Annotated in this window: 23 protein-coding genes, 1 tRNA gene and 1 other RNA gene; 17 read left to right on the top strand and 8 right to left on the bottom strand. The window is 63.0% G+C overall.

Annotation, left to right across the window (positions count from 1 at the left end):
- Positions 1 to 4 precede the first annotated feature (4 nt).
- From QP908_RS07335 to tgt, 8 genes are all read left to right on the top strand, one after another.
- The gene (locus QP908_RS07335) at positions 5 to 1051 is read left to right on the top strand and encodes a heme/hemin ABC transporter substrate-binding protein (protein ID WP_239270025.1); all 1047 of its coding nucleotides are present in this window, start codon (positions 5 to 7) and stop codon (positions 1049 to 1051) included.
- Positions 1032 to 2081, top strand: a complete 1050-nt coding sequence (locus QP908_RS07330; RefSeq protein ID WP_239270024.1) for a FecCD family ABC transporter permease — start codon at positions 1032 to 1034, stop codon at positions 2079 to 2081. Before QP908_RS07335 ends, QP908_RS07330 begins: the two co-directional genes overlap by 20 nt.
- Positions 2081 to 2875 (top strand): heme ABC transporter ATP-binding protein, encoded by a 795-nt coding sequence (locus QP908_RS07325; RefSeq protein WP_239270023.1) that lies wholly within the window; start codon positions 2081 to 2083, stop codon positions 2873 to 2875. Before QP908_RS07330 ends, QP908_RS07325 begins: the two co-directional genes overlap by 1 nt.
- The gene (locus QP908_RS07320; protein ID WP_284771995.1) at positions 2868 to 3926 is read left to right on the top strand and encodes an HtaA domain-containing protein; all 1059 of its coding nucleotides are present in this window, start codon (positions 2868 to 2870) and stop codon (positions 3924 to 3926) included. Before QP908_RS07325 ends, QP908_RS07320 begins: the two co-directional genes overlap by 8 nt.
- 232 nt (positions 3927 to 4158) lie before the next feature.
- Positions 4159 to 4800 (top strand): biliverdin-producing heme oxygenase, encoded by a 642-nt coding sequence (locus tag QP908_RS07315; protein ID WP_239270021.1) that lies wholly within the window; start codon positions 4159 to 4161, stop codon positions 4798 to 4800.
- Between the two features lie 87 nt (positions 4801 to 4887).
- Positions 4888 to 5748, top strand: a complete 861-nt coding sequence (locus QP908_RS07310; protein ID WP_239275837.1) for an HtaA domain-containing protein — start codon at positions 4888 to 4890, stop codon at positions 5746 to 5748.
- Positions 5749 to 5976: 228 nt separating this feature from the next.
- On the top strand, positions 5977 to 8634 hold the full coding sequence (locus QP908_RS07305; RefSeq protein WP_239270019.1) for an MMPL family transporter: 2658 nt from the start codon (positions 5977 to 5979) through the stop codon (positions 8632 to 8634).
- A complete protein-coding gene (gene tgt / locus QP908_RS07300; RefSeq protein WP_023029970.1) occupies positions 8631 to 9887 on the top strand; it encodes a tRNA guanosine(34) transglycosylase Tgt in 1257 nt (418 codons plus the stop codon). The genes QP908_RS07305 and tgt overlap by 4 nt, the downstream gene beginning before the upstream one ends.
- On the opposite strand, the gene QP908_RS07295 is transcribed toward tgt, so the two are convergent.
- The gene (locus QP908_RS07295; RefSeq protein WP_239270018.1) at positions 9863 to 10555 is read right to left on the bottom strand and encodes a queuosine precursor transporter; all 693 of its coding nucleotides are present in this window, start codon (positions 10553 to 10555) and stop codon (positions 9863 to 9865) included. The genes tgt and QP908_RS07295 overlap by 25 nt on opposite strands.
- A gap of 24 nt (positions 10556 to 10579) precedes the next feature.
- Between QP908_RS07295 and gluQRS the strand changes: the two genes are divergently transcribed.
- From gluQRS to QP908_RS07280, 3 genes are read left to right on the top strand one after another with little or no spacing between them, the layout of a single operon-like run.
- Positions 10580 to 11473 (top strand): tRNA glutamyl-Q(34) synthetase GluQRS, encoded by an 894-nt coding sequence (gene gluQRS, locus QP908_RS07290; RefSeq protein ID WP_239270017.1) that lies wholly within the window; start codon positions 10580 to 10582, stop codon positions 11471 to 11473.
- 13 nt (positions 11474 to 11486) lie between these two features.
- Complete coding sequence (locus QP908_RS07285; RefSeq protein ID WP_284771994.1) at positions 11487 to 13079, top strand: cation:proton antiporter; 1593 nt, start codon at positions 11487 to 11489, stop codon at positions 13077 to 13079.
- A 3-nt stretch (positions 13080 to 13082) separates the two neighbouring features.
- Positions 13083 to 13418 (top strand): hypothetical protein, encoded by a 336-nt coding sequence (locus QP908_RS07280; RefSeq protein WP_023029973.1) that lies wholly within the window; start codon positions 13083 to 13085, stop codon positions 13416 to 13418.
- Here the strand turns inward: QP908_RS07280 and QP908_RS07275 are convergent.
- The 3 genes from QP908_RS07275 to QP908_RS07265 all read right to left on the bottom strand — a co-directional run bounded on the left by QP908_RS07275 (position 13415) and on the right by QP908_RS07265 (position 15447).
- Entirely contained in the window at positions 13415 to 13663 is a 249-nt protein-coding gene (locus tag QP908_RS07275) for a hypothetical protein (protein ID WP_284771993.1), read from the bottom strand. The two genes, QP908_RS07280 and QP908_RS07275, sit on opposite strands and share 4 nt — an antisense overlap.
- 25 nt (positions 13664 to 13688) lie before the next feature.
- A complete protein-coding gene (locus tag QP908_RS07270; RefSeq protein WP_284771992.1) occupies positions 13689 to 15230 on the bottom strand; it encodes a molybdopterin-dependent oxidoreductase in 1542 nt (513 codons plus the stop codon).
- A 128-nt stretch (positions 15231 to 15358) separates the two neighbouring features.
- A tRNA-Ser gene (locus QP908_RS07265) sits at positions 15359 to 15447 on the bottom strand.
- 198 nt (positions 15448 to 15645) lie between these two features.
- Between QP908_RS07265 and ffs the strand changes: the two genes are divergently transcribed.
- From ffs to QP908_RS07235, 6 genes are all read left to right on the top strand, one after another.
- Positions 15646 to 15742: signal recognition particle sRNA small type (gene ffs / locus QP908_RS07260), an RNA gene on the top strand.
- A gap of 64 nt (positions 15743 to 15806) precedes the next feature.
- Positions 15807 to 17078: an aspartate aminotransferase type Ic gene (locus QP908_RS07255; RefSeq protein WP_239268979.1), complete on the top strand. Its 1272-nt coding sequence runs from the start codon at positions 15807 to 15809 to the stop codon at positions 17076 to 17078.
- Positions 17032 to 17625, top strand: a complete 594-nt coding sequence (locus QP908_RS07250; RefSeq protein ID WP_239268977.1) for a suppressor of fused domain protein — start codon at positions 17032 to 17034, stop codon at positions 17623 to 17625. Before QP908_RS07255 ends, QP908_RS07250 begins: the two co-directional genes overlap by 47 nt.
- An 18-nt stretch (positions 17626 to 17643) precedes the next feature.
- Positions 17644 to 20172, top strand: a complete 2529-nt coding sequence (locus QP908_RS07245) for a DNA polymerase III subunit gamma and tau (RefSeq protein ID WP_239268975.1) — start codon at positions 17644 to 17646, stop codon at positions 20170 to 20172.
- 56 nt (positions 20173 to 20228) lie between these two features.
- Complete coding sequence (locus QP908_RS07240; RefSeq protein WP_005276451.1) at positions 20229 to 20597, top strand: YbaB/EbfC family nucleoid-associated protein; 369 nt, start codon at positions 20229 to 20231, stop codon at positions 20595 to 20597.
- Positions 20598 to 20669: 72 nt separating this feature from the next.
- A complete protein-coding gene (locus tag QP908_RS07235) occupies positions 20670 to 21326 on the top strand; it encodes a recombination mediator RecR (RefSeq protein WP_239268973.1) in 657 nt (218 codons plus the stop codon).
- Positions 21327 to 21330: 4 nt separating this feature from the next.
- On the opposite strand, the gene QP908_RS07230 is transcribed toward QP908_RS07235, so the two are convergent.
- The 4 genes from QP908_RS07230 to QP908_RS07215 all read right to left on the bottom strand — a co-directional run bounded on the left by QP908_RS07230 (position 21331) and on the right by QP908_RS07215 (position 25721).
- Positions 21331 to 22413, bottom strand: coding sequence for an HNH endonuclease signature motif containing protein (locus QP908_RS07230; protein WP_239268971.1), 1083 nt, complete (start codon positions 22411 to 22413; stop codon positions 21331 to 21333).
- A 124-nt stretch (positions 22414 to 22537) separates the two neighbouring features.
- A complete protein-coding gene (locus QP908_RS07225; RefSeq protein ID WP_239268969.1) occupies positions 22538 to 23311 on the bottom strand; it encodes a type 1 glutamine amidotransferase in 774 nt (257 codons plus the stop codon).
- Positions 23304 to 24581 carry a Mur ligase family protein gene (locus QP908_RS07220; RefSeq protein WP_284771991.1) on the bottom strand — a complete coding sequence of 426 codons (1278 nt, stop codon included), beginning with the start codon at positions 24579 to 24581 and terminating at the stop codon, positions 23304 to 23306. The genes QP908_RS07225 and QP908_RS07220 overlap by 8 nt, the downstream gene beginning before the upstream one ends.
- A 27-nt stretch (positions 24582 to 24608) precedes the next feature.
- A complete protein-coding gene (locus tag QP908_RS07215) occupies positions 24609 to 25721 on the bottom strand; it encodes an exonuclease domain-containing protein (protein ID WP_370657788.1) in 1113 nt (370 codons plus the stop codon).
- Between the last annotated feature and the right edge of the window lie 63 nt (positions 25722 to 25784).

Here is a 25784-nt window from a genome sequence, read left to right as displayed (position 1 = left end):
CGCCGTGAAACTCGTTCTTCGTTTCCTCGTACCACTCCTGTGCATCTTCAGCCTTACCGCGTGCGGTGTGCAGGGAAGCTATACCGATCAGCTACCGGATCCTGCAGATGTCTCCGATCCCAGGTCCTTTGAAGGTGTCAGTGACGTCAAAGATTTTGACGATATCGAGCCGGTTACTGAAAAAGCAGAGCCGGCGCTTCCGGTGGAACTTACCGATGCCGATGGTAATGACGTCACCGTCACCGATACTTCCCGCATCCTCGCGTTGGATATCTATGGCACCTATACCAAGACCCTGAGCGGCTTGGGGCTTGCGGATAATATCGTCGGCCGCACGATTTCTTCTACCGAGCCCAACTTGGCGGATCTCCCAGTAGTGACCGAAGGCGGCCACAACATCAACGTGGAGGCGGTGCTGGAGCTCCAGCCGACGCTCGTCATTGTGGATCATTCCATTGGCCCGCGCGATGCCATCGATCAAATCCGCGCGGCGGGCGTCACCACCGTGGTGATGGAACCTGAGCGCACCATTGATTCCGTGGGCGAGGACATCACCGCGCTTGGCGATGCCCTCGGCTTGCCCGACGAAGCACGCGAGCTGGCGGATCGTTCCACCAAAGAAATCGACGAGGCAAAGGAAGCCATCAAGGAACTCGTTCCCGATGATCCGATGCGGATGGCGTTCCTCTATGCGCGCGGAAACGGCGGCGTCTTCTTCATCATGGGTGACGGCACCGGTGCACAAGACCTGATTGAAGGCATCGGCGGCGTGGATCTGGCGGCAGAAAACAACCTTTCTCATGCAGAACCCGCTAACGCGGAGGCATTGGCGCGCATCAACCCGGAGGTGATCATCATGATGACCAATGGCCTGGAATCCACCGGCGGAATTGATGGCTTGCTGGAGAGGCCTGGTGTTGCTCAGACCACCGCCGGCCAGAAGAAGCGCATCGTGACCATTCCGGACGGTCAATCGCTGGCATTCGGTCCCATGACCGGTCAGACGCTGGTGAAGCTAGCAAAGGCTGTGTATGACCCAGACAATGAGTAAGGAGACGGATACCTTCGCGCGCCGCCGCACTCAGCGCGCCTGGGTATTCGTACTGCTGGGGATCCTCACCGTTCTCGCGGCGCTCATTTCCGTCGTGCTGGGGCAATACTACGTACCCCTGTCTGATCTCTTCCCCATTTTGGCAGCCGGGCACGCGCAGGATTCCTTGACCGCAAGCGTGGTGTGGGACATCCGCCTGCCACGCTTGGTCTTAGGGCTCGTGGTGGGCGCGGCCTTGGGGGTGGCCGGCACGCTGATGCAGGCGGTATTTGCCAACCCCCTTGCAGAACCTTCCATCATCGGCGTTACCTCTGGTGCGGGCGTTGGTGCGGCCGTGGTCATTGTCTTCAATATCGAGTTCTTCGGTACCTTTACTGTTCCCGCGGCAGCCTTCCTGACCGCGTTACTGGTTACCTTCATTATTTATCAGCTGGCGCGGTACAACGGGCGCGTGGCCGTAGTGCACCTGATTCTCACCGGCATCGCCATCAATGCGGTATGCAACGCCATCATCTCCTTCATGGTGTACCTGGCGCCGACCGCCAACCGCGAAGCGATCGTCTTCTGGCAGATGGGCTCCCTCAACGGCTCGCAGTGGAAACACGTGTGGGCGGTACTTCCCATCGTGGTGGTAGGCCTCGCAGTGGCCCTGCGCTTAGGCAAGCAGCTAGACGTCCTCGCGCTCGGCGAGCGCGCCGCCGCGCATACCGGCGTGAACGTGCCGCGTCTGCGCATCGTGGCGATCGTGGCATCGGCAGTGCTGACTGCAGCGGCCGTCTCCTTCGCCGGCCTCATTGGCTTTGTGGGGCTCATCGTTCCCCACCTGCTGCGCAGCATCGTCGGGCCAGAAAACCGCATCCTACTGCCCGCCTCCGCCCTGGGCGGCGCTGTGCTTATTGGTTTCGCCGACGTGGCAGCGCGCACGATGATTCCTTTTGCGGATCTTCCCATCGGAATTTTTACCGCTCTGGTGGGCGGTCCAACGTTTTTCATCTTGCTGCGCCGCATGATGCGCAAAGGAGTGCACTGATGATAAACGTCAAAGACTTAACCGTCCGGGTGGGGGAACATACCCTTGTGGATCAAGTGTCCTTTGCTGCCCAAGCGGGCGAAGTTACCGGGCTTATCGGTCCGAACGGTGCCGGTAAATCCACGGTACTTGCCGCCGTGGCCGGAGACATTGATTATTCCGGTGAGATCACCGTGGGTGGGCTTTCGCCCAAGGCACCAGCGCGAGAGCTCGCCCGCACGCGTGCGGTGATGCTCCAGGATGTCTCGGTGTCGTTTGAATTCCTCGTCCGCGATGTCGTTGCGATGGGGCGCCGCCCGTGGGAAGGAACTGCCTATGCAGACCTTGACGATGACTTTATTCACGCCGCCCTCGATGCCGCCGGCGTTGCGCACCTAGCTGGCCGAGACATCAGCACGTTGTCTGGCGGTGAGCGCGCCCGCGCGGCCTTCGCACGCGTGCTTGCCCAAAATACCCCGGTTATCTTGCTCGATGAGCCAACGGCCGCGCTCGATATTCGGCACCAAGAACAACTGCTGGGTTCAGTCAAAGCCCTCGCCCGCGAGGCCGGTGTTGCCGTCCTCGTGGTGCTCCATGACCTCAACGCTGCAGCTGCATATTGCGATCGCGTCGTATGCCTGTCGTGCGGGGGATTAGCAGCCCAAGGGCGCGTAGATGAGGTCTTTACCAGTCCCACATTGTCTCAAGTGTATGGCTGGCCAATATCCGTCGATGGACTGCGGGTACATCCACAGCGTGCCACGCCCACCATCAACCCACTCTTTTCACATAAATTGGAGGATTTCCATGTTTAAAAAAGCACTGTTCACCGCTCTCGCGGCGACCGCCCTTACCGTGCCACACGCTTCTGCGGAAGAAACCTGCACCATCGAATCCGGTTCCTTGAATTGGGGCATTAAGCACTCGTGGCGTTCCTACCTCAAATCCGGTTTCGCTGCTGGTGATTGGTCCACTAGTGGTCCAGTGACGCAAACCGGTGATCCTAAGGGGAAGGATTTCTCTTTCGGCTTCGACGTCGATCCTGCAACCTCTACGGTAACGGTAGATGAGGACGGCAATGTGGTGTCGTCCAACATCGAGAGCAAAGACTCTTCGATCACGTTCACCGGTCACCACGGCGCTCTACATTCCACGGTAGTGGCACCTTTCATCAAGACCTCCGGAAATGAAGCCCAGCTCGGTTCCGGCTACGAGGTCTATCACGTAGAGGGTAAGAATATGTTTCAATACACCGAGGACGACCGCATCGACGCCAATAAGCGCACCGGGGACGGGATCTTTGGCCACGGCACGGCGCAATGGACCAAGGAGGGCGATACACTCACCCTTTCCGCCAGCGATGTGCGGTACAAGGAGCAGCAGGGAACAAAAGATGGAAAAATCGAGGGCGTAGACCAACTTTTCATGGGCATGTATAGCTCAGAGAGCAAGCCTGAGCTTGATGATGCCCACTTAACCCTCAGGGTTTCCCCGGGCTGTGGCCAGAAGAAGGAAGAAACTCCGCAGAACGAACCTGCTCCGCAGCCGCCGGTAGCTGCGCCGGAAAAGGAAGAGAAGCCACAGAGTCAGCCACCGAAGGGCAATCCAGCTCCGCAGTCACCAGCGACCTCGCAGATCCCGGCACCGCCGAAGAAGCCGGAGACCCCAAAGAGCCCCGAGACTTCGGAGTCTAAGAAGCCGGGAACCCAGCAACCAGAGGAGGACGCTCCCTCAGGTTCTAGCTTTGCCAAGGTGTGGAACTACATCTTGGGCGTGGTAACCATTGGCAGCATGTTTGCCATCCTTGGGCAGGCGTTTATAAAGTCGGGCGCCCTTGATAGCGTGCGTGCCCTTCTCCACCGATAAAAGCACCGCTGATCCAGGAATAGGGGGTCAGCTAAGCACGCTGTGCCGGCAGCCATCTCAACGCCGCGCGCAAAACCCTTTTAAGGACGGTGCCGCGCCGTGCGTACCGCAGGCGGTGGGGTAGGGAGTTAGTCCTTTTGGTTGATTTCTCCCCACAAGTCTTGTAAATAAGGGTTGCCTAACCTTAAATTTATATTTAGAAGTTAGGTAAGCGTTACTTTGGAGGAAGTCAGTGACTGTGACACTCAAGAAACCATTATCCGTCGCATTGCGCGAGGAGACCGCTCACGCCCATGAGAACGCGGAGGGCTCGGCGTTTATGCAGCGACTTATGTCAGGTCGGCTGAGCGCTGAGGCCGCTGCCGATCTGAGTGGCCAATTGTGGTTTGTCTATGAGTCTTTGGAGCGCGCCGTCCGCGGCGTGGCGCAAACTTCAATCGCCGGTGCGGTGGCCGATCCACGCTTGGAGCGGCGCTTCGCTCTAGAGGCGGATTTGGCGGCGCTCGTCGGCGGCGACTGGCGCGAAAAGATCCGGATCCTGCCGGCCACAGCATCCTACGTTGCCCGCCTAGAAGAAGTATCCGGCAGTGCGGTAGAAGTGGTGGCCCATCACTATGTCCGGTATCTCGGTGACGTCTCCGGCGGCCAGGTGATTGCCGCGCGCCTCGGCACCCTCTATGACATCGAACCGGATGCGCTGAACTTTTATGACTTCAGCGCCATTGGCAAGATTCCGCCGTACCGCAAGGGCTACCGCGAACGCCTTGACAGCCTCATGCTAACCGAGGAACAGCGCGAGTCTTTGCTCTCGGAGGCGCAGCGCGCATTCGCCTTCAACTCGGGGATATTCGCCGAGCTTGATAAACGCCACTGATTTACTTTTTCCAATTTATTAATTAAGGTAAGGCTCGCCTAATTCACTAAGGCGAAGCTTTACCACTGCTCTCAAGAGGAGAAATTCATGAAAACAACATCCGTCATCGCTATTGGCGCGGTTGCGCTCGGCGCCGTCACCGCCCCAGTAGCCTCTGCCGATGAGGCTCCAGCCACTGTCCCCGCCGTGGAATCCGGCCAATTGAACTGGCCCATCAAGGAATCCTTCATTCACCACGTGGACACCAGCCCTCTCGCCAAAGGCGTAGTCAATACCACCGGAGGTGCGGAGAAGGTAGGAAAGGACTTCACCTTCCCCGTCGATGCGGCCCACACCACGGTGGATGCAGAGGGAAACGGCACTATAGGCACTCAGGGATCCGTGCAGATTCAAGGCTATCCAGGCTTTGGGCCTAATGGTTCCTACGGCGTCGACCTCACGTTCTCAGATATCAAGGTGGAGGTAGAAGGCCACAACGCCACTATCACTGCGGACTATAAGCTTACGGGCGCCTCGGGCCCGCTGAAGAACGAGCCGGTTGAAATGTCCGGTGATGACGCCGCAATCTCTACCTTCACGCTCACTGAGCCCTTGGTACCGGAAACCGGCAAGACTCACGCCACAACTGATGCCCCCACCTCGCTGACCCAGACGGGCTCCGACATCTTTTTGGGCAAGTACCCGGTGGGGCAACCGCTTGACGATGCCAACACGGATCTCACCGTGGCATTCGACGGCGCCTCCGAAAACCCTAAACCATCTGACCAGGTAACCCCAGAAAAGAAGCCTTCGGGCGACGACGCTGCAGACGACGGCTCTTCTTTCCACGGTTCTTCCTCAGGCAACCTAGGCGAGACCATCGCTGCTATTATCGCGCGGGTAAAGAAAATCAGCGCCTTCTTCTCTGACCTCGTTCTTCCCGGCCTGAGCTTGTCGAAGTTCGTTTAAATAGCGCGCGCTCTCTCGCGGCTGCATCGTCTAAGCCGCTCCGCCGTGGCCACCCGATCTAGTCTTTGACTGCATTGGGCGGCCACGGTTCTTTTTGGCCCGCCGCCTTGGCATCGTCTGTGAATAAGGGCCGCACGGTGGCTAAGTAATAGGGAATAAGGGGCACGGCAACTACACTAGGGCGAAGTTAAATCCGTCCGACTACGCGAATGCGAAGGTACATTTCCCGTGGCTAAACTCCTCTACCGGCTCGGACGTTGGTCTTTCCTTAATAAATGGAAAGTCATCGTTACCTGGGTGGTCCTGCTTGCTGCCGCCGGCGGCGCTACCGCCTTGTTGATGAAACCGATGACGAGCGAGTTCGCTATCAAAGGCACCCCATCCATCGATGCCACCTACAAGACGATGGACCTCTTCCCGGAAGGCGGCAATCCCGCCAACTCGCCGTCAGTGAACCTGGTCTTCCAGGCCCCGGAAGGCCAAAAGCTCTCGGATCCCGCCAATGAAAAGGCCATCAACGCGGTCATTTCCCACCTCGAGGACAACCTGGAGATGGGCGATACCATGCGCTTTGGCAATCCGCTTGAGGTCTCGCCGCGGCTACAAGATGAGGTTATCCACCAGTTCACGGAGATGGGGCTGCCGGAATCGTCCGCGCGTGCCGATGCCGATAACCTCGCGATGGTCAATGAGGATGAGACCATTGCCTATACCACCTTCGACTTCGACGCCGAATCGCCCTATAGCGTGGACCAGGACGATAAGGACATCGTGACGGAAGCGATGGACATCGGCAGGCAGCAGGGGCTTACCGTTGAGGCCGGCGGCGCCGGGTTTGGCGATGAGATTCGGGTCAATTCCACCTCCGAGGTTATCGGCCTTGGCGTGGCCTTCCTCGTGCTCATCTTTACCTTCGGCTCCCTGGTCGCTTCTGGAATGCCGCTGATTTCGGCCGTCATCGGGGTCGGCCTGGGCGCTTGCGGCATGCTGATTACCACGCACTGGATAGAGCTCAACAACATGACGCCGGTGCTGGCCATCATGATTGGCCTGGCGGTGGGCATCGACTATGCGCTGTTTATCCTGTCCCGCTACCGAGCCGAGCGCGCCCGCATGTCCGCCCCAGAAGCCGCCGGCATGGCGGCAGGAACGGCGGGCTCGTCCGTGGTCTTTGCCGGCACCACCGTCTTTACCGCGCTGTTTGCCCTGCTCATTGCGCGCATCGAATTCCTCACCGCCATGGGGCTTTCCGCCGCCGCAACCGTGGCCATCGCCGTCCTCGTCTCCCTCACGCTCATCCCCGCGATGCTGGGGCTTCTGGGGGACAAGGCATTTGCCGGCCGCATCCCCGGCGTGGCCGGCAACCCCTCCCGCAAGGGCAAGGTGCGCCGCGGCCCGACCATGGGCAATCGCTGGGTACGGCTGGTACAAAAGGTGCCCGGCTTGGCGATGGCCCTCGTCGTCCTCTCCCTCGGCGCCATGACCGCCCCCGTGCTCCACATGGATTTGGCGCTGCCTGCCGATACCACCTCGAATCCCGATACCACTCAGCGCAAGGCCGCCGACCTGATGGCCGAGGGCTTCGGCCCCGGCGTCAACGGGCCATTCCTCGCGGTTGTCGATGCCCACACCATCAACGCCAATTCCGCCGCTCTCGCCCCATTGGTGGCGGCCCAGGACGGAAACGACGACGCCGAAGAAGGCTCCGGCGAAGCACCCGCCGATTCGCCCGCTGACTCGCCCGGCGACGCAACTGGCCCTGCGCCTGAGCCCGCGCCCAACGAAGCCCCCGACCAGCCAGGTGAGCAGCCAGCGGACCAGCCCGGCGAACAACTGGCAGAACACCCTGCTGACCAGCCCAGCGAGCAACCTGCTGAGCCGGATATCGCCCCCGTCGCAGAGGTCGAGGACAAGGAAGAGGCCGCTGCGCCGACCAGCGCCGAGGACAAGGCGGCACTGGCGTCCTTCCTCTACACCGCGGATCAACTGAAGACGCTTGGCGGAGTAAAGCACGCGCAAATTGTTTCGGTCAGCGAAGACCAGCGCGCGGCACAAATTATGGTGACCCCGGAAACCTCGCCAACGGAAGCCGCAACCATTAATGTCGCGCACGCCCTGCGCTCTGCCACAAAGCAGATCGAAGGCACCACCGGCACCGAGATCGGCCTGACGGGCCTGACCGCCGTGCAGCTGGACATCACCGAGCGCCTCCGCGATGCCATGGCACCGTACCTCAGCATCGTTGTGGGGCTGGCGATCGTGCTACTGCTCGTTGTCTTCCGCTCCCTCCTGGTGCCACTGGTGGCGGGCCTGGGCTTCCTGCTTTCGGTTGGCGGCGCCTTCGGCCTGACGGTGCTGGTATGGCAAGACGGCCTGTGGGGCCTCGTCCCGGGCCCCGGCCCGCTGCTGTCGTTCATGCCGATCTTCCTCATCGGCGTGACTTTCGGCCTGGCCATGGACTACCAGGTCTTCCTGGTCACCCGCATGCGCGAGCACATCGCGCGGCATCCGAAGGGCACGTCGGGGCCCTATAATGCCGTCGACGAGGCCACCATCACTGGCTTTACCCAGGGCGCGCGCGTGGTGACGGCCGCGGCGATCATCATGATTTCGGTCTTCGTGGCCTTTATCAACCAGCCGCTGCCGTTCATCCAGATCTTCGGCTTTGCCTTGGCGGCGGGCGTGCTTTTCGATGCCTTCTTTGTCCGCATGACCCTCGTCCCCGCCTCCATGTTCCTCATGGGCCGCGCTACGTGGTGGATGCCCAAGTGGCTGGATAAGATCCTGCCTACCGTAGACATCGAAGGCACCGCGCTTGAGGAAGAATGGGAAGCACAACACGCGGATGATGGCCAGAAGACCAGGGAAGAGGAAGATAAGGAATGAAGGACTTAAGTTTCGACATCGATAAGCGCCTGCCCGAAGGCCCCGGCAAGCATGGCCGCAGTGGTGTTATCCACACTCCGCACGGCGATATCGCCACGCCGGCGTTTATCCCGGTGGCGACCAAGGCCACGGTAAAGACCCTGACGCCGGAGCAGATTCGCGCGACTGGAACGCAGGCGATTTTGTCCAATGCCTATCACCTCTACCTGCAGCCGGGCCACGACATCGTGGACGAGGCCGGCGGCGTGGCGAAATTTGAGAACTGGCACGGGCCGACCTACACCGATTCCGGCGGATTCCAGGTGATGTCTTTGGGCGTGGGCTTTAAAAAGGTCATCGCCATGGACTTGGCGGATCTCACCGAAAAGGATATTCGCGCCGCGAAAAGGGAGCGCATGGCCAAGGTGGATGAGGAAGGCGTGGACTTCCGCTCGATTATCGATGGCTCCAAGCACCGCTTTACGCCCGAAAAGTCCATGCAGATTCAGCACGGGCTGGGCGCGGATATCATGTTCGCCTTCGACGAGCTGACCACGCTCATTGATTCGCGCACTTACCAGGAAGAATCTGTCGCCCGCACGCACCGGTGGGCGCAGCGCTGCCTGGAAGAACACGACCGGCTTACCCGCGAGCGCTACCACCGCCCGAAGCAATCGCTGTGGGGCGTGGTGCAGGGCGCGCAATACGAGGACTTGCGCCGCCAGGCCACCCGCGGCCTCTTGGACCTGGACCGCGCCGCGCGGGAGAAGGGCCAGCGCGGTTTCGGCGGCTTCGGCATCGGCGGTGCGCTGGAAAAGCAGAACCTCGGCACCATCGTGGGCTGGGTCTGCGATGAACTGCCGGACGATAAACCGCGCCACCTGCTCGGCATCTCCGAGCCAGATGACATCTTTACCGCGGTCGAGGCCGGCGCCGATACCTTCGACTGCGTCGCGCCAACCCGCCTAGCCCGCCGCGGCGGCGTCTACACGCTCGATGGCCGCCTGAACCTCACCAATGCGCGGTTCAAGCGGGACTTTAAGGGTGTAGACGAGGAGTTCGGCGGCTACGTCACGGAGAATTACTCGCGCGCCTACCTGCACCACCTGCTCAAGGCGAAGGAATTTTTGGCCGGCACGCTGTGCACCATCCACAACGTGGAATTCATGGTGCGGTTAGTGGACAATATCCGCGCCGCCATCAATGGCGGCTACTACGAGGACTACCGCGATGAGTTCCTGGGCCGTTACTACGCGGCGTCGAAGGCGCGGTAATCCTCGCGCTTTTTCACCAGCTTGATAACCGCGGAGGTAATGGGCAAGAGGACGACCTCAATCAGTGTCTTCCACACAAAGCCCACCACCACGTAGTTGATGAATCCGCTCGTGGTGTCGATGCCGATGACGGGCGCGGCGATGGCGCAAAACAGCAAGGTATCGCCAAACTCGCCCACCACGGTGGAGGCGATCAGCCGGGAGAAAAGGCCCTTTTCGCCGCTGCGCTTCTTCATCGCAGTCAGCGTCCACGCGTTGAGCAGCTGGCCCACCAAGTAACCGGCCAGGGAAGCCAAAACGATGCGGGGCACCAGGCCCAGCGTGGCGGCGAAGGCCTCTTGGCCCTCATAGAAATCCGCCGCAGGCAGCCAGATGGCGATATAGAAACACACGACGGCGAGCAGGGCCATCGCAAAGCCGATGTAGATGGCGCGCCGGGTGGACTTGAAGCCGTAGCACTCGGATAAAACGTCGCCGACGATATAGGCCAGCGGGAAGAGGAAGAAGGCGCCGTCGGTCACGAGCGGCCCAAGCTGGACGCCCTTGGTGGCGTTGATATTAGAAATCAAAAACGTCACGACGAAGATCGTGACGAGCCACGGATACAGAGTGGAATGAACGGGGATAAAGCGCACTTGAGAGGAGGGGGATTTTTCCATGCCCACCATTGTGCCAAACCGTATGCTGGGAATATGAATTCCGCGACCACCGGGGCGGGCCGCTACGCCCCGAGCCCTTCCGGCGATCTGCACTTTGGCAACCTCCGCACGGCGCTTCTCGCGTGGCTCTACGCGCGCTCGACGGGGCGCAGGTTTGTGGTGCGGGTGGAGGACATCGATAAGCAGCGCTCCTCCCGCGCGGCGGCCGAGCGACAGCTCGCGGACCTTGCAGCCCTGGGGCTGGAGTGGGACGGCGAGGTCATCTACCAGCAGGATCGCGAGGCCGCCTACGCCGCGGCGCTCGAGAAGCTGCCGGTCTACGAGTGTTACTGCTCGCGCAAGGATATCCGCGAAGCCTCCCGCGCCCCGCACGCCATCCCCGGCCAGTATCCGGGCACCTGCCGTGCGCTATCCGATGCCCAACGTGCCACCAAACGCGCCCAGCTCGCCGCCGATAACCGCCAGCCGGCGCTGCGCCTGCGCGCCGATGTCTCCACCTTCACCATCCACGACGCCCTGCACGGCGACTACACCGGCGACGTCGATGATTTCATCCTCCGCCGCGGCGGGCAGGATGGTGGCTGGGCCTATAACCTGGCGGTGGTTGTGGATGATGCCTACCAGGGCATCGACCAAGTCGTCCGCGGCGACGATCTCTTATCCTCCGCCCCGCGCCAGGCCTACCTGGCTTCCCTTTTGGGGACCACACCGCCGACCTACGTGCACGTGCCGCTGGTCCTGAATTCCGCGGGCAAGCGACTGGCCAAGCGCGATGGCGCGGTGACGATGCGGGATATGGGGGAGCAGAGGGGCATCGTCAAGCAGCTGGCGCAGTCTTTGGGCTATGAGGCGGAAACCGCCGCCGAGCTCTTGGCGCAATTCCGGCCAGAGGAATTGAGCCGCGAGCCGTATATTTGGCGCGCGTAATACTATCGAGCCCATGGAAGTTTTACTGGTTCTCATCGGGCTCATGCTGCTGACCGTCTTCGTCGTTGCGATCGGCGATAGGGTCGGGCTGCCGTGGCCCGCGCTGCTGACGATTATTACCGCCTGCGCCGTTTTCGTGCCGGGGCTGCCGCAATTCGACATCCCCACCGAGCTCATCCTTCCCATCTTCTTGCCGCCGCTGCTGTGGGCGCTGGCGCGGCGCACGTCCTGGGGCGTGATTCGCGGGCAGTGGGTGACCATCCTGAGCCTGTCCGTGCTCCTCGTCGTCGCCACCACCCTCGCCGTGGGCGCGACCGCTTACGCATTCCTGCCGGGAATTAGCATCGCCGCCGCCATCCTCATCGGCGCGGCCATCGCCCCGCCAGACCCCGTGGCCGTGGATGCGGTGGCCGAGCCCGCCGGCATCCCGCGCCGCATCATCACCACCCTGCAAACAGAGGGGCTGTTTAACGATGCCGCCTCCATCGTCGCCTTCCACCTCGCGCTCGCCGCCGTGACCCAGGGCGGCGATATTTCCTTTGGCAGCGGCGTGCTGAGCTTCCTCTATTCTTCCGTCGTCGCGCTTGCCATTGGCTGGCTCATCGGGCGGCTGACGGCGCTGTTTATTACCCACGTCCACGATGTGGTAGCGCGCAACGCCCTGACCTGGGTGGTTCCCTTCGCCACCTTCCTCGTGGCTGAGGAGCTGGAGGCCTCTGGCGTTATCGCCGTGGTCATCGCCGCCGTCGAGCTCAACTCGCGCGCCGATATCCAGGCCGAGGACCGGCTTTCCGGCCAGTCTTTCTGGGAGACCATGGAGCTGCTGTTTACCGGTGTCGCCTTCGGCCTTATCGGGCTGACGGTTAATACCGCCATCGCGGAGGTGGGCTCGGATTTGTGGCACTCCGTTATGGTCGGCGTGATCCTATCGCTCGTGGCCTTCGTGGTGCGTTTTGTGTGGATGTTCTTCTACTACCGCCTCAACGTCTCGCGCGGGCGCCCGCACGTTGCCCCGCTGCGGATGCAGGAGGTGCTGCTGATGACTTGGTCCGGCATGCGCGGCCTGGTGACGCTGGCGCTGGTGCTGTCCATCCCCACCGGCGTCTTCGCCTTCCACCACGAGCTGGCCGTTATCGCCCTGACCGTCTTGCTGGTCACCATGGTGCTGCCCGGCCTGCTGCTGCCGTGGCTGATGAGGCAGCTCGATCTCACGGAGGCTTCGCAGGCCGCCAACGATAAGATGCGAGCCGCGGTGGTTTCGCGGGCGCGCGCCGCCAGCATCGATGCGCTATCGCGATTCCGCCCCGAGGACGATGCCACCGGCGAGGCCGAAACGGTCGATCCGGAAATTTCCGCCAACGTCATCCAGTGGTTCGAGGACCGCTTGGGCGATGGTGAAAACCCCGCCGAGAACAACGACGAGCGCAAGCAGCGCGCTGAGGAGGCCCGCCGCGTCGCGCTGGAGGCCCGGCGCACCGCGCTCAACGCCGCGCAGAGCGAGCTCCTAGCCCTGCGCAAGGATAAGGCCTTCAGTCCGGCCATCGTGGATGAGATACTGGAAGAGATCGACCGCATGGTCATCGGCACCAATCACCGGGAGATTTAGCTCATGGACCCACGACACTATGCCGAGCTCGAGGACGCGATGGATTACCTCTACGATTTCCTCGACGAGGACTTGGCGGACCGCGTGCGCGCCGAGCGTGAGTTCGTTCCGGCGGGCTTAGAAAGCTTGCTTGCCGATGACTCCCTCGACGACTACGTCTGGCTCTGGATCAAGGATTCCGGGCCGAACGGTTTCCGGCAGTACCTGCGCGACGGCGGTTATTCCGAGGCCGAGGTGCGCCAGACCTTTGCCTGGGCGCGCAGCGAGTGGGGTATGAATACCCCGCCGCATATCGCGTGGCTCAAAGAGGACGGCTACGAGCCACCGCGCATCGACTAGGCGAGGCGGTACGGCCCCGCCTTGCGCACCGCCGCATCGATGACCTCTGGGTCCACCGTGACGGACTCGGAGTGCTTGATGACGACATCCGCGGTGGCCTCCCCGGTCATCTCGAAGGTGGCTTGGCCCATTCCCGTATCGGCAAAGATACCGTAGAGTTTTTGCAGGCACTTGCGCACGTCGTTGTCATTGCGGATGCCTTCGATGGCGATGCGGGTTTCGGTGACAGAAGATTGATCGGTCATAGAAACAGATTCTAATCCTTCGGTGTTAGATGCGGCCGTTGAAGGCCTGGAGCGCGGAATCCTCGCGGGTGCCGCCGCGGCCATCGCCGTAGTCGGCGTAATCACCAATCCAGGCAATCCGCGATACCCACTTCACGGCCTTATACCCATGGTTCGATTCCACGCGGGCGCGCACTGGGGCGCCCAAGTGCAGATCGATGTCCTGGTCATTGCGCGAAATTGCCAAAATGGACTGATCCTCCATGGCGGTCTCGATATCGAAGGCCGCGTAGAAGGGCTCGCGCGGGCGGTTATCGTACATCTTTTGCGCTAGACCATAGGACTCGATGAGCACGTAGTTGGCGCCTTCGGGGCGGGGGCAGAGTAGCTCGAGGACATCGGCAAGCTTGGGCCCACCCCACTTCGAGGTCGCCGACCACCCCTGCATGCAGGTATGGGTGGCGATGTAGGACGTCTGCGGCAGCTCTCGCAATTCCTCAAGGGTGACGGTCTTTTCGGTGCCGTTGACGTCATCGGCCACGGTAATGGCGTAATTCTCCCAGCCATTGCGCTTGTACTCGGTCCACTCCGGGGACTCCTTCTCCGTCGGCGGCAGGCCGTTGGTCCAGTGGAAGGAGGAAATGGGCAGTGGAGAGTCCTTGGTCTCCTTGGGCTTGCGCGGGTGGAAGTGGTTGAGCGAAAGCTTGCGGCCGATTTCGGTGAACGAGACCAAGAAGTTATGCGCCCGGGCGCGGTCCGCCAAGGTCCAATAGGACAGGGCAATCCAGAAGATGATGACCGCCACGATGGTGATGACGACGGTGGTAAAGGCCTGTACATAGCGCTCGGTGGAGACGTCGCCGAAGACGATGTGGACCATGTTGTACTCGCGGTGCACGAAGAAGACCAGGACCACGTGGACCAGGATGAACGCGGACATCAAGACCATGCCGATAAAGTGCAGCGAGCGCGCGCCCTGGTGGCCGCCCAGCATCTTCACGAACCACGGGAAACGCACGCGGATGGCCGGCGACATGCCCAGGCCGGTCACCATCATGAAGGGTGCGACGATGAAGATGACGAAGGCGTAGGCAAGCTGCTGGAGGGCATCGTAGGGCGTGAAATGCTCGATGCCGGGCGCGCTGAGGCTGATATAGACCTTGAAGGTATCCCAGGCCTCCGGGAAGATATCCCAGGACGTAGGGATGATGCGCTGCCACAGGCCCGTGGCAAAGAGCAGCACGACATACACCAAGCCATTGAGGACCCACAGCATGACCGAAAGGCCGTGCCAGTGGCGGCCGAGGCCCACGTTTTCGCGGCCCGGCAGGGTCACCAGCGGCGACCACGAAAGTTCGTCCATCAAAGAGGTATATACGCCCTCTTCCTTCGGCAGCTTGCGCTTGGTAAAACGCAGCCATTCGGTGCCTGGGGCGCAGTCATTGCGCCACCATAGCCGCGGCATGGAGGAAAGCATTTCCAGCCCGGAGCGCAGGAGCATGCCGATGAGTACAAAGTTGATGAGGTGCGTCGCGCGAAGCCACAGAGGGAAATCGGGATTTTCGCCGAGAGCCAAGACATAGTCCATGAGGAGCGTCCTAGGGAGATAGTTTATGGGGACAAGAGGCTATCCCTATTTTGACGGCTTTTCACGGATTAAACAAGCGGGCTGCAGATATGCGAAGAATCCCGACTCTTTCGAGCCGGGATTCGCAGTGGCGGAGGATGTGGGATTTGAACCCACGAGGGGCGTGAACCCCGCACGCGTTCCAGGCGTGTGACATAGGCCGCTAGTCGAATCCTCCGAGAAGAAACATTAGCAGCCGTAGCAATTAGAATGCCAATCGCCTGGTCAGACGTAATTTCTGGGCAATTATTGGGTTTCGGTGGGGCAGGGGCCGGCGATCGCTGTGCTGCCGCCGCTTGCCGATGCCCCCGTAGCCTTCCGTCTCGCCCCGAGAGACGCGTATTTGGCTAATGCGGGTTGCGGGCGTTAAAGTAAGGGCAGGATTCCGCGTGGCGTCCATCCTCTGAACTCCCCCAGGGCAGGAATGCAGCAAGGGTCAGGAGGCTCTGACGGGTGCGCGGGGTCCCTTTTTTGTGCAGGGTGCGTTAGTATTGGTGGCTAAACGTCGCACCACACTATGGAAGGTAAGACATACTAATGTCGCTTCTCACTCTGGAATCGTCCGCCTTGGCAGAACTTGCCGCGAAAGTCCGCGAAGAATACGCAGACCTGAAAGCAAAGGGCCTCAAGCTGGATTTGACCCGTGGCAAGCCTTCGAAGGCGCAGCTCGATCTCTCCAATGCGCTGTTGTCGCTGCCGGGTGAGGGAAACTACACCGATTCTGAAGGCGCTGACCTGCGCAACTACGGCAACCTGAAGGGCGTCAAGAAGCTGCGCGAGCTGTGGGGCGAGCTTACCAATATTGACCCAGAGCTCTTGCTGGCCGGCGATAGCTCCTCGCTCAACATCATGTTCGACCTCATTTCTTGGGCTTATACCTTTGGCACCAATGATTCGCCGCGCCCGTGGAGCGAGGAAGAAACCGTCAAGTGGATCTGCCCCGTGCCCGGCTATGACCGCCACTTCGCCATCACGGAGCTCTTCGGATTCGAGTTGGTGACGGTGTCGATGGAAGACGACGGCCCGGATGTCGAGGCCATCGCTAAGCTCGCCCAGGACCCACAGGTCAAGGGCATGTGGCTCATTCCCATGTTCTCCAACCCCACCGGCGTACTCATCTCGGAGGAAAAGACCCGCCGCCTGGCGGAAATGGATACCGCGGCGCCCGACTTCCGCATCGTGTGGGATAACGCCTATGCCGTGCACACGCTGACAGACGAATTTCCGGAAGTCTTGCCAGTGCTGGACATCGCCAAGCAGGGCGGGCACCCCAACCGCTTCTGGGCCATGTCCTCGAGCTCCAAGGTCACCTTCGCGGGCTCCGGCGTGAGCTTCTTCGGCTCCTCGGCGGAGAACCTCGATTGGTACCTGGAGCACGCAGGCATCCGCGGCATTGGGCCCAATAAGATCAACCAGTTCGCCCACGCCGAGTTCTTCGGGTCCGCGGACGGCGTGCGTGAGCTGATGCGCCGCCACGCCGAGCTGCTGGCGCCGAAGTTCGCCGCCGCTCGCCGCATCTTGGACGAGCGCCTGGGCGAGTACGGCGTCGCGGAATGGACCGACCCGGAGGGCGGTTACTTCATTTCCATGGACGTCGTGGACGGCACCGCCACCCGCGTGTGGGAGCTGGCCAAGGACGCCGGCATCGTGCTCACCAAGGCGGGCGCGGCCTACCCCCACGGCCGCGATGAGAATGACCGCAATATCCGACTTGCGGTGTCGCTGCCGCCGCAGGAGGAAATCGAGGAAGCCATCGACGGCGTTGCCACCTGCGTGCTCCTGGCGGCCATCGAAAAGGCGGAGGGCTAAAATCAACGCCGCCGAATCCGCCGTGTGGCTCAGCGAGGTCATCCCGGCCCCGCTGGAGTTCCGGTACGTCGACGGGCGCAGGCTGGGTTTAGCCACGCTTGCCGATGCCCAATCCCTCGCCCTCACCACCACCTTCAACGCCGTCGATACCGGCCTGCGCAGCGATGCCGAAGGTCTGGATGTGCGCTGCGAACTGGTGACGGTGGCGCGCGTGGGCCAGCCCGAAGTCGCCGCCGCTGTGGGGGCCGCCGCCGCGAAGCTCGAGAAGGCGGGCGGCCTCTTGCCCGCGCAACCCGGCGTCTTGCTGCCATCGCTTCTTGATCTGCCCGGCGAGCCGACCGTGCACCACGGGCTGCTTATTGCCCCGTACCTCTGGGGCGGGCAGACACCGCAGTACCGCGAGGATGACCGCCTGACGCTCGTGCTGCAGCTGGTCATGCTGACGGATGCGGAATATGCGTTTGGGGTGGAAGAGGGCGTCGGCAAGCTGCAGGAAGCTGTGGCCGAGCAGGGCATTGACCTGCTGGACTGGTCGCGCGAGGGTTAGCCGGTAAACTGGCTAACCGTGGCTTTATACCGGAAATACCGTCCAGCAACGTTTGCCGAGGTCGTGGGGCAAGAGCAGGTCACCACGCCGCTATCTGCCGCCCTCGACGCGGGGCGCATCAACCACGCCTACCTCTTTTCCGGCCCGCGCGGCTGCGGTAAGACGTCTTCGGCGCGGATTATGGCCCGCTCGCTCAACTGCGAGCACGGGCCCACCTCGACGCCGTGCGGCAAGTGCGATTCGTGCGTGTCGCTCGCGCCCGGCGGCCCGGGCAACCTGGACGTGACGGAGCTCGACGCCGCCTCGCACAATGGCGTGGAGGACATGCGCGAGCTGCGCGACCGCGCCTACTATGCGCCGGCGGAATCGCGCTATCGCATCTTCATCATCGATGAGGCGCATATGATTTCCCCGTCCGGTGCCAATGCGTTGCTCAAGGTGGTTGAGGAGCCGCCGGAGCACGTGATTTTCATCTTTGCGACGACGGAGCCGGAAAAGATCATCGGCACCATTCGCTCCCGGACGCACCACTATCCCTTCCGCCTGCTTACCCCGCCCGCGATGAAGGGGCTGCTGCAAAGGACCGTCGCCTCTGAGGGCGTGCAGGTTGAAGACTCCGTCTATCCCATGGTCATCGAGGCCGGCGGCGGTTCCCCGCGCGATACCTTGTCGCTACTGGACCAGCTTTTGGCCGGTGCGGGTCCCGATGGCCTGACCTATAACCTTGCGCGCCCGCTGCTGGGGGTTACGGATGTCACGCTTCTCGATGACACCATCGCCACCCTCGCCGAGAACGACAAGGCCGGCCTCTTCGCGCAGATCGACAACGTCATCGAGGCTGGCCACGACCCGCGCCGCTTTGCCGTGGATCTGCTCGACCGCTTGCGCGACCTGATGATCCTGCAGGCCGTGCCGGGCGCCATCGATGCCGGCTTGGTCTCCGCGCCTACCGACCGCGCCGAGGTGCTCACCGCCCAAGCGCAGCGCTTTTCCGGACCGCAGCTGACCTACCTTGCCTCCACCGTCAATGACCGCATCAGCGATCTGACCGGGGCCACCTCGCCGCGCCTGCTGCTCGAAATCATGTGCGCGCACCTGCTCATCGGTACCTCGGCCGGCGCGGCGCCGGGTGCAGCTGTCGGCGCCGTGAGCCAGCCGGGGCAGTTGCCTCAGGCCACCCAACCCAGCGGCGCACCGCAATCCGCACAGTCTGGCCAGCACAACCAGGCCGGCCAAGGGGCACAACTGGCGCAGGCAGCGCAGGCAGGGCAGCCAGGACAATCGGGGCAGGCGGCACCCTCTGCGGGAAACGGGCCAGCCTTTTCGGGTGCCCAAGACCCGCAGTCGGCAGCGGCCGCCATCATCGCGCGGCGCCGCGCAAAGTCCCAGGCCCAGCAAAACCAGGCCGCCACGGGCCCTACTGCATCAGAGGCGCCTGGACAACAACGGAATCAAGCGGCCGCGGGCACCGAGGCACAGGGGACGCAATCGACATCACCATTGTCTCGGCCTGAGCAACCGGAGACAACTGCGCAGCAATCGCGTGGCGAGCATGAGGGTTCAGCGCAGTCGGCACAGCCGGCACAAACGGGGCCGGCAGCAGCTGAGAATCAGGAGCGATCTGCGTCGCAGCCTGCGCAACCGAGCGCGGAATATGCGCAGTCGGGGCAGCAGCAACAGGCTGGGCAGCCTGAGCAGCAGTCCACGGATTCGCAGTCTAGCGATGTGCCTGAAAAGGATGCTTCGGCTACCGCGGCAGGCGGCGACGTAGAAACTGACGATGGCGCGGATCCATGGGGCCAGGAGCGGCAGATTCCACAGAATGCGCCAGCCCGCGGCAACGGCCAGGCGGAACCGCTGGAGAAGCCGGTGCCGGCGGCGCCTGCGCAGGGGGCATCGGTAAGCGGTGATGACTTCGTGGATGCGGTGAAGAGGAAATGGGTGGAGCTGAGGGGGAGCGTCGGCAAGCGTAATAAGGTCGCCGAAATCATGCTTGCCGAAGCCCGCGTGCTCGGATTCCGCGATAATACGCTGACGCTGGGGCATACCACCGGTGCGCTGGCAGAACGCATCAATGCGCCGGCGAATAATTCCGTCATTGTGGACGTGCTGCGGGAGGAATTCCAGCGCGATATTCAGGTCAACTGCGTGGTGGGCACGGATCCTAAGAGCGCCGGGTTCGATGCGCCGCGGGCTCCGCAGGCCAAACCCGAATGGAACCCCAACGCGCCCGAGCGGGAGCCGAGCGACGACAAGGAGGCGGAGAGTAAGCCCGGGTGGCGCTCGCGCATTGCCAAGGCAAGCGAGGTGGCGAAGCAACGCGATGAAGAATTCGCGCGCACGCCGCAATTTAGCAACGGGGTGCCGCTGCCGCCCGAGCCGGAGGGCCCCGCGGACGAGCCGCCGCCGGAACCGGCCTATACGCGCGATGACGAAGAACGCGACATGGTCGAAGCCGCGCAGTCCGCAGGCGAAATGGACCATCGCAGCGCCACCGAGATTGCGATAGAGCTCGTGGAAAAGGAACTAGGCGCACGCCGTGTATAGGACTGTGGCACGGTAGACTCGGGCGGTAGCAAAGCTATTGAGAAAGGACGAAAGCTATGGCTGAACAAGATTCCACCCCACAACCCAATGACATGAACGACCTCATCGCGCAGGCCGCGCAGGTGCAGGCCGAGCTGCAGAAGGCGCAGGAAGAGATCCTGGCTACCAACGTTGAGGGCAGCGCGGGCAATGGCCTGGTTAAGGTGACCATGACCGGCGGCGCCGAGCTAGTAGACCTGCAGATTGATAAGTCTGTGGTTGATCCTGAGGACATCGACACGCTGCAAGACCTGGTCATGGGCGCGTTTAAGGATGCCCACGCCGCTGCGGGCAAGCTGGCACAGGAAAAGATTGGTCCCCTCTCGCAGGGCATGGGCGGCCAGGGTGGACCGTCGATGGATGACATGTTCGGCGGCAATTTCTAGCTGCGCGATATTCTAAAAAGGCCGTTGTCCCGATAGTGGGGCCGCGGCCTTGACGTAATTTTGGGAGTTGTGGTGTTTGAAGGACCTCTGCAGGACCTCATTGATGAGTTTTCGCGCCTGCCGGGCATCGGCCCGAAGTCGGCGCAGCGTATCGCGTTTCATGTGTTGCACATGGAACCGGAGGATATTGAGCGCCTGCAAAATGCCTTAGGCGGGGTGCGGGACGGCGTTACTTTTTGCCGCATTTGTTGCAATATTTCGCGCGAGGACGTCTGCCGGATTTGCATCAATTCGCAGCGCGACGCCTCCACCATTTGCGTCGTGGAGGAGCCGAAGGACATCCAGGTTATCGAGCGCACGGGTGAGTACGAGGGCCGCTACCACGTGCTCGGCGGTGCGCTGGATCCGCTGGCCAATGTTGGGCCGAAGGATTTGAATATTTCCACGCTCCTCCAGCGCCTCGGCGGGGTGCTACCGGATAGGGAGTTGGCGGATTCCACGCCAGAGGTCCCGCTTTACGACGACACCCCCACCATCCGCGAAGTCATCCTCGCCACCGATCCAAATACGGAGGGCGAGGCCACCGCGGCGTACCTGGTGCGGTTATTGCGGGACTTTCCCGATTTAAAGATCACCAGATTGGCCTCCGGCATGCCGCTCGGAGGCGATTTGGAGTTCGTGGACGAGCTGACCTTGTCCCGTGCGCTTTCGGGGCGCTTGACCATTTAGGCGTTTAGGGCACGTCGGCGGTTGGCCCGCGTGGGGCGCGGCCAGTGAAGACTGGGGGAGGCGAATTCGGCTCCGGCGGCGAGGCAGAGTGCGGCGGTGACGCTGAATTCGGCGGGGCGGCTGGTTGATTCGCGTGGCGAGGATGCGGCGGCAGCCAGGCGATGCGCCCGTTGATGCGCGCCATCCGCCCGCGCCCCGGAAGGCCGTTGATGGAATTGTGGTATGGACACAAGAGGCACATATTCGCCGGATGGGTGTGGCCACCGCGGGCATATTCGAAGATGTGGTGGGCTTGGCATTCGGCGGCGGGACGTCGGCAAGCGGGCCACGCGCAGCGCGCGCCTTCGGCCTCGAGCATGCGGCGCTGCTTGGCGGAGGCGTGGCGGGCGCGGTAGAGATTGACGGGGCCTTCTTCGGGGTGGATGAGGGTGAAAAGGCCGGCGCCGGCGAGCGTGCGGCGGATGAGGTCGGCGCCAGTGATGGTGGCACCGTTAGTCATGGCGAGGCGGACTTCGGAGCCCTCGCCGCGCAGAACTTTCAGGTAATCCGGCAGCTCGATGATGACATTGGTGGTCACGCTGGCCGGCGCGACGGCGCGGGAACCGGTGAGCCAGGCGAGGGGATTATCCTTCGCGGTGGCCCAGATATCGGCCATTTCGGCGGCGGGGCCGGTAAAGCTCAGCGTGGTTTTCTCGCCGTGCAGGATGCGGCGCCCGCCGTCTTCGCGCTCGGGCGGCGGGGCGATTTCGCGCAGCAGGCGGGTGGCGGCCCGGGACACTTCGGCGGTGGTCCCGGCGGTAGCACACAGGGTTTCGCGGAAGCGCCAGCGCTCGGTGGGATTCTTCACCCGCCGGGAGCGGCGCGCGATGAGCGCGAGCGTGGCCAGACTGTGCTGGTTGCGGCGCGCGGCGGCAAGGGCGCGGCGTTGATAGCGCGAGTGGCTTGTGGGCGCGAGGAAAGCCTCGGCGGTGCGGCGCAGCTCGCGCGCTTGGTCCGCAGGCAGGGGCAGGTCAGCGGCGGCGTAGGCCTCTTCGATCAGGTCTACGCCGCGCTTGGCGATGTCCCCCAGCTGCTCCAATAACGTCATGCCCCGCAGCCTAGGGTTGGGGCCGGGGAGCTACAAGGCGACCGCGGCCAGCCTGTGGATAACTTGGCTCAATTCGGCTCTTTTTGGTTGTGAAGGCCGCGAATTGGGGAAGTTATCCACAGATTTAGCGCTGGGAGCGCGGCGGCTCGGCGGCGTTGAAGCGCTCGGTGCGCAGGCGGTCGACCGCGGGAATGTCCAGCGGATCGAGATCCGCGAGCGAGACGCCCATGGCTTGGGCGAGGAGCAGATCCGCGAGCTGCGGGTTGCGGGCAAGCGCCGGGCCGTGCATATAGGTGGCGATGACGCTGCCCTGCACGGCGCCTTCGTAGGTGCGCTGGCTGGAGCCGTCGGCGAGATCCGCGGTGGCGGCTTGGTCGGCGTTGCCGTTTCCGCGGGTGAGGGTTCCCAGCGGTTGGGCGGATGGGCCGAGGATGGTCGCGCCTAAGTGGTTTTCGAAGCCGGTGAGCGGCTCGGTGAGGTCTGCGGTCACGCCGGCGCCGGTAGGGGTGGAGGATACCTCGCCGATGGCGCGGTCTTGCATGCCGGCGGTGGTGGCATCGATAAGCCCGACGCCATCGATAACCCGGCCGGAAGCGCGGAAGGATTCGCCGAGGACCTGCAAGCCGGCGCAAATGGCCAAGATGGGGCGGCCAGCGGTGGCGGCGCGGGTCAGCCCGCCATCGGCAATGAGGTGTTCTGCGGCAAGAATCTGTGCGGTGTCTTCGCCGCCGCCGATAGTATAAATATCCAGCGTTTCGGGCACCGGCTCGCCCAGCCGGATGGGGTGGATCTCGGCGTCGAGGCCGCGCATGCGGGCGCGCTGGCGCAGCACGAGGGCGTTGCCGTCATCGCCGTAGGTGCCGAGGACATCGGGAAGCACTAGGCCGATATTAAGCATTATTAGCCTCCTTGGACAGGGCCTTTTTCAGATCGCGGAAGGCGGTGTAATTGGCAAGGACCTCGATGCGGCCCTCGGGGCAGGCGGCGAGCGCATCCATGGGGTCCGGGATGAGCTCGTGGGTGATATCCGCGTAGACGAGGCGGACGGCAAGGTCGGTGCCGCGCTCGCCGGCGGCCTTGACGCTGAGCCCGTTAAAGCCCTCGAATTTCACGTCCCAGAGCCAGGACATGTCGATGCCATCGGCAACCTGCCCGTTGGTGGCGATGACCAACCCATCGGCGCTGCGGTCCACCATGGACAGGGCCTCTTGCCAGCCGGCGGGGTTCTTGGCCAACAGCAGGCGAATCTCGCGGCCCTTCCAGTGGATGGTGGAATACCGGCCGGCGACGTCATCGATGCTTTCCGCCGCGGCAATAGCGCGGTCCAAGTCCACGCCGAAGCCCTCGACGGCCGCGGCGATGGCCTGTGCCGCGTTACCGCGATTGGCGCGGCCCGGCAGCGCGAGGTTGAGCGGGCGCTTCGCGGTGGGGGTGATAACGCCATGCTTGTCGATGCCCCACGTCGGCTGCGGGCGGCGGAACTCGCGGCCATCGGCAAGCGGCTTGACCGCGTACCAGTCATCCTCGGTGCGCACGACGTGGCCGCCGGTGCGCGGGCAGGTGACGGAATCGCCGAGCCAGCCGGCGCCGGCGGAGACCCAAATGACGTTCTTGGCGTCATAGGCCACCGAGGTCATGAGCACGTCATCGCAATTGGCGATGACCAGCATGTCCGGGTGGGCCTCCACGGCGCCGCGGAGGGCGCGCTCGATCTTGTTGATCTCGCCGACGCGGTCGAGCTGATCGCGGGTGAGGTTGAGCAGGACGAGCGCCTGCGGGTTGAGGTTATCGGCAACGTGCGGCACGTGCAGCTCGTCGACCTCGAGGACCAGGTGCGAGGCGTCCTTGCCCGCCATGAGCGCGGAGATGATGCCGGCGTCCATGTTATCGCCGCCGTCGTTGGTGGCGACGCGGTGCTCGGCGCGGACCGCGGCGGCGAGCATGCGGGTGGTGGTGGACTTGCCGTTGGTGCCGGTGACCAGCACGGCTGGGCGCCCGCCGCCGAGGTTGGTCATGATGGAGGGATCAATGGCATTGGCGATAAGGCCGCCGATCATTCCGCCGGCGCCCCGGCCGGTGGCGCGGGAAGCGGTGGTGGCCAGATTCGCGGCGGATGTCGCGGCGGTGGTGCGCAACTTCTTAAAGGCACCCGGGACTGAAAAACTCATGCCCTCTAGGGTAGCCGGGGAAGTGGCCTAGGCGTTGTTCTTGGGCGCCGAGCCGCCAGAATTTCGCCGGCCCCGGCCGCGCCCGCCGCGCCTGCGCCGCCGTTTCTGGCTCTTGCTCTGGTTATTTCCGCCGCTCTTTTGCGGGGGCTGGCGCCGCGCCGGCGGCTGGGCGGTAGTGGGGTCTTCGATGCGGGTGAGGGCATCGAGAAACGCGGCATCAGACATCAGCGGGATGCCCTTGCGCTGGGCGTGCATGGCCTTGCCCACGAGATCCGTGGTGACGTTGCACACGACAAGCGATGCCTCGCGGGTGAGCTTTTCCGAATAGTTCAGCTCCTCGCGCATGAGGGCGGAGATGATGGTATCCGGGTCCTCCAGGATTTCGGGGGCCACGACGATTTCCATGCCGCGGCGCAGTTCCTTGCCGGGCTCGTACTTGCCGGGGTTGTGGTGCTGCACGGGAGCTTCGGCGGCATCGACGCGCACGTGCGAGCGCTGTAGGCCAAAGCGGTCGGCGCGGACCTCGTCCGGGGCATAGCTGCGCACCGGGCCGCGCTGCTGGTGCTGGTAGAGCTGGATGAGCAGCTCCGTCTCCTCGCGCGAGGTCTCCTGCTCCGGGCGGCGGGCGCGTTCCACTGTTGCCTTTGGATCGGCATCCAGGCCATTCTGCTTAGCGACGCCCCTCAGCCGCACATCATTCGACCGCACCCCCTGCGCATACGAGGTGGCCAAGGTATCGATGATGCGCACGGGCGCGGGCATGTGGCCCACCTTCTGGCGGCGCCGCTTGCCCTTATTGCGCCCGCGGTTGCGCGCGCGGTTTTGGCGGGCGGCGGTCATCATCGCGCGGCGGGCCTCGGCGACGATAAAGCCCCAGGTATAGGGGATATCGTGGACGACGAGGGTGCGGCCATCGATAAGCTTATCCAGCGACTTGAGGACTCTGCTAAAGGCCGGTGCCTGCTCGATATCCGCGACGGTCAGCCCGTGGAGGTGGTGCGGGCCGGCGTCGATATCCGGCTTGAGCACGGCGTGGAAGCGCTGGCCAATATCGCCGGCATTATCAAAGGCCACCGCATCGATGGTGACGATGCGCCCGGTCGAGGGGTGGATGCCCGTGGTCTGCAGCGTGAGGGCCACGTAGGGGTGCTTGGTGACGGTCTCGGTTTTGTCCGGCTGCTTTTGCGGCGCGCTGTCCGCGCT

The organism is Corynebacterium sp. MSK204 (assembly GCF_030229885.1).
Lineage (GTDB): Bacteria > Actinomycetota > Actinomycetes > Mycobacteriales > Mycobacteriaceae > Corynebacterium.
Note: the sequence above shows the minus strand (reverse complement) of the source record. Positions and strands in the feature narration are given on the sequence as shown.

Coding starts and splice junctions, on each gene's coding strand:
- QP908_RS07330 (WP_239270024.1), top strand. CDS start 1,032: ATGACCCAGACAATGAGTAAGGAGACGGATACCTTCGCGCGCCGCCGC.
- QP908_RS07310 (WP_239275837.1), top strand. CDS start 4,888: ATGAAAACAACATCCGTCATCGCTATTGGCGCGGTTGCGCTCGGCGCC.
- QP908_RS07230 (WP_239268971.1), bottom strand. CDS start 22,413: ATGACGTTATTGGAGCAGCTGGGGGACATCGCCAAGCGCGGCGTAGAC.
- QP908_RS07280 (WP_023029973.1), top strand. CDS start 13,083: ATGGACCCACGACACTATGCCGAGCTCGAGGACGCGATGGATTACCTC.
- QP908_RS07325 (WP_239270023.1), top strand. CDS start 2,081: ATGATAAACGTCAAAGACTTAACCGTCCGGGTGGGGGAACATACCCTT.
- QP908_RS07295 (WP_239270018.1), bottom strand. CDS start 10,555: ATGGTGGGCATGGAAAAATCCCCCTCCTCTCAAGTGCGCTTTATCCCC.
- gluQRS (WP_239270017.1), top strand. CDS start 10,580: ATGAATTCCGCGACCACCGGGGCGGGCCGCTACGCCCCGAGCCCTTCC.
- QP908_RS07270 (WP_284771992.1), bottom strand. CDS start 15,230: ATGGACTATGTCTTGGCTCTCGGCGAAAATCCCGATTTCCCTCTGTGG.
- QP908_RS07285 (WP_284771994.1), top strand. CDS start 11,487: ATGGAAGTTTTACTGGTTCTCATCGGGCTCATGCTGCTGACCGTCTTC.
- QP908_RS07255 (WP_239268979.1), top strand. CDS start 15,807: ATGTCGCTTCTCACTCTGGAATCGTCCGCCTTGGCAGAACTTGCCGCG.
- tgt (WP_023029970.1), top strand. CDS start 8,631: ATGAAGGACTTAAGTTTCGACATCGATAAGCGCCTGCCCGAAGGCCCC.
- QP908_RS07240 (WP_005276451.1), top strand. CDS start 20,229: ATGGCTGAACAAGATTCCACCCCACAACCCAATGACATGAACGACCTC.
- QP908_RS07320 (WP_284771995.1), top strand. CDS start 2,868: ATGTTTAAAAAAGCACTGTTCACCGCTCTCGCGGCGACCGCCCTTACC.
- QP908_RS07275 (WP_284771993.1), bottom strand. CDS start 13,663: ATGACCGATCAATCTTCTGTCACCGAAACCCGCATCGCCATCGAAGGC.
- QP908_RS07225 (WP_239268969.1), bottom strand. CDS start 23,311: ATGCTTAATATCGGCCTAGTGCTTCCCGATGTCCTCGGCACCTACGGC.
- QP908_RS07220 (WP_284771991.1), bottom strand. CDS start 24,581: ATGAGTTTTTCAGTCCCGGGTGCCTTTAAGAAGTTGCGCACCACCGCC.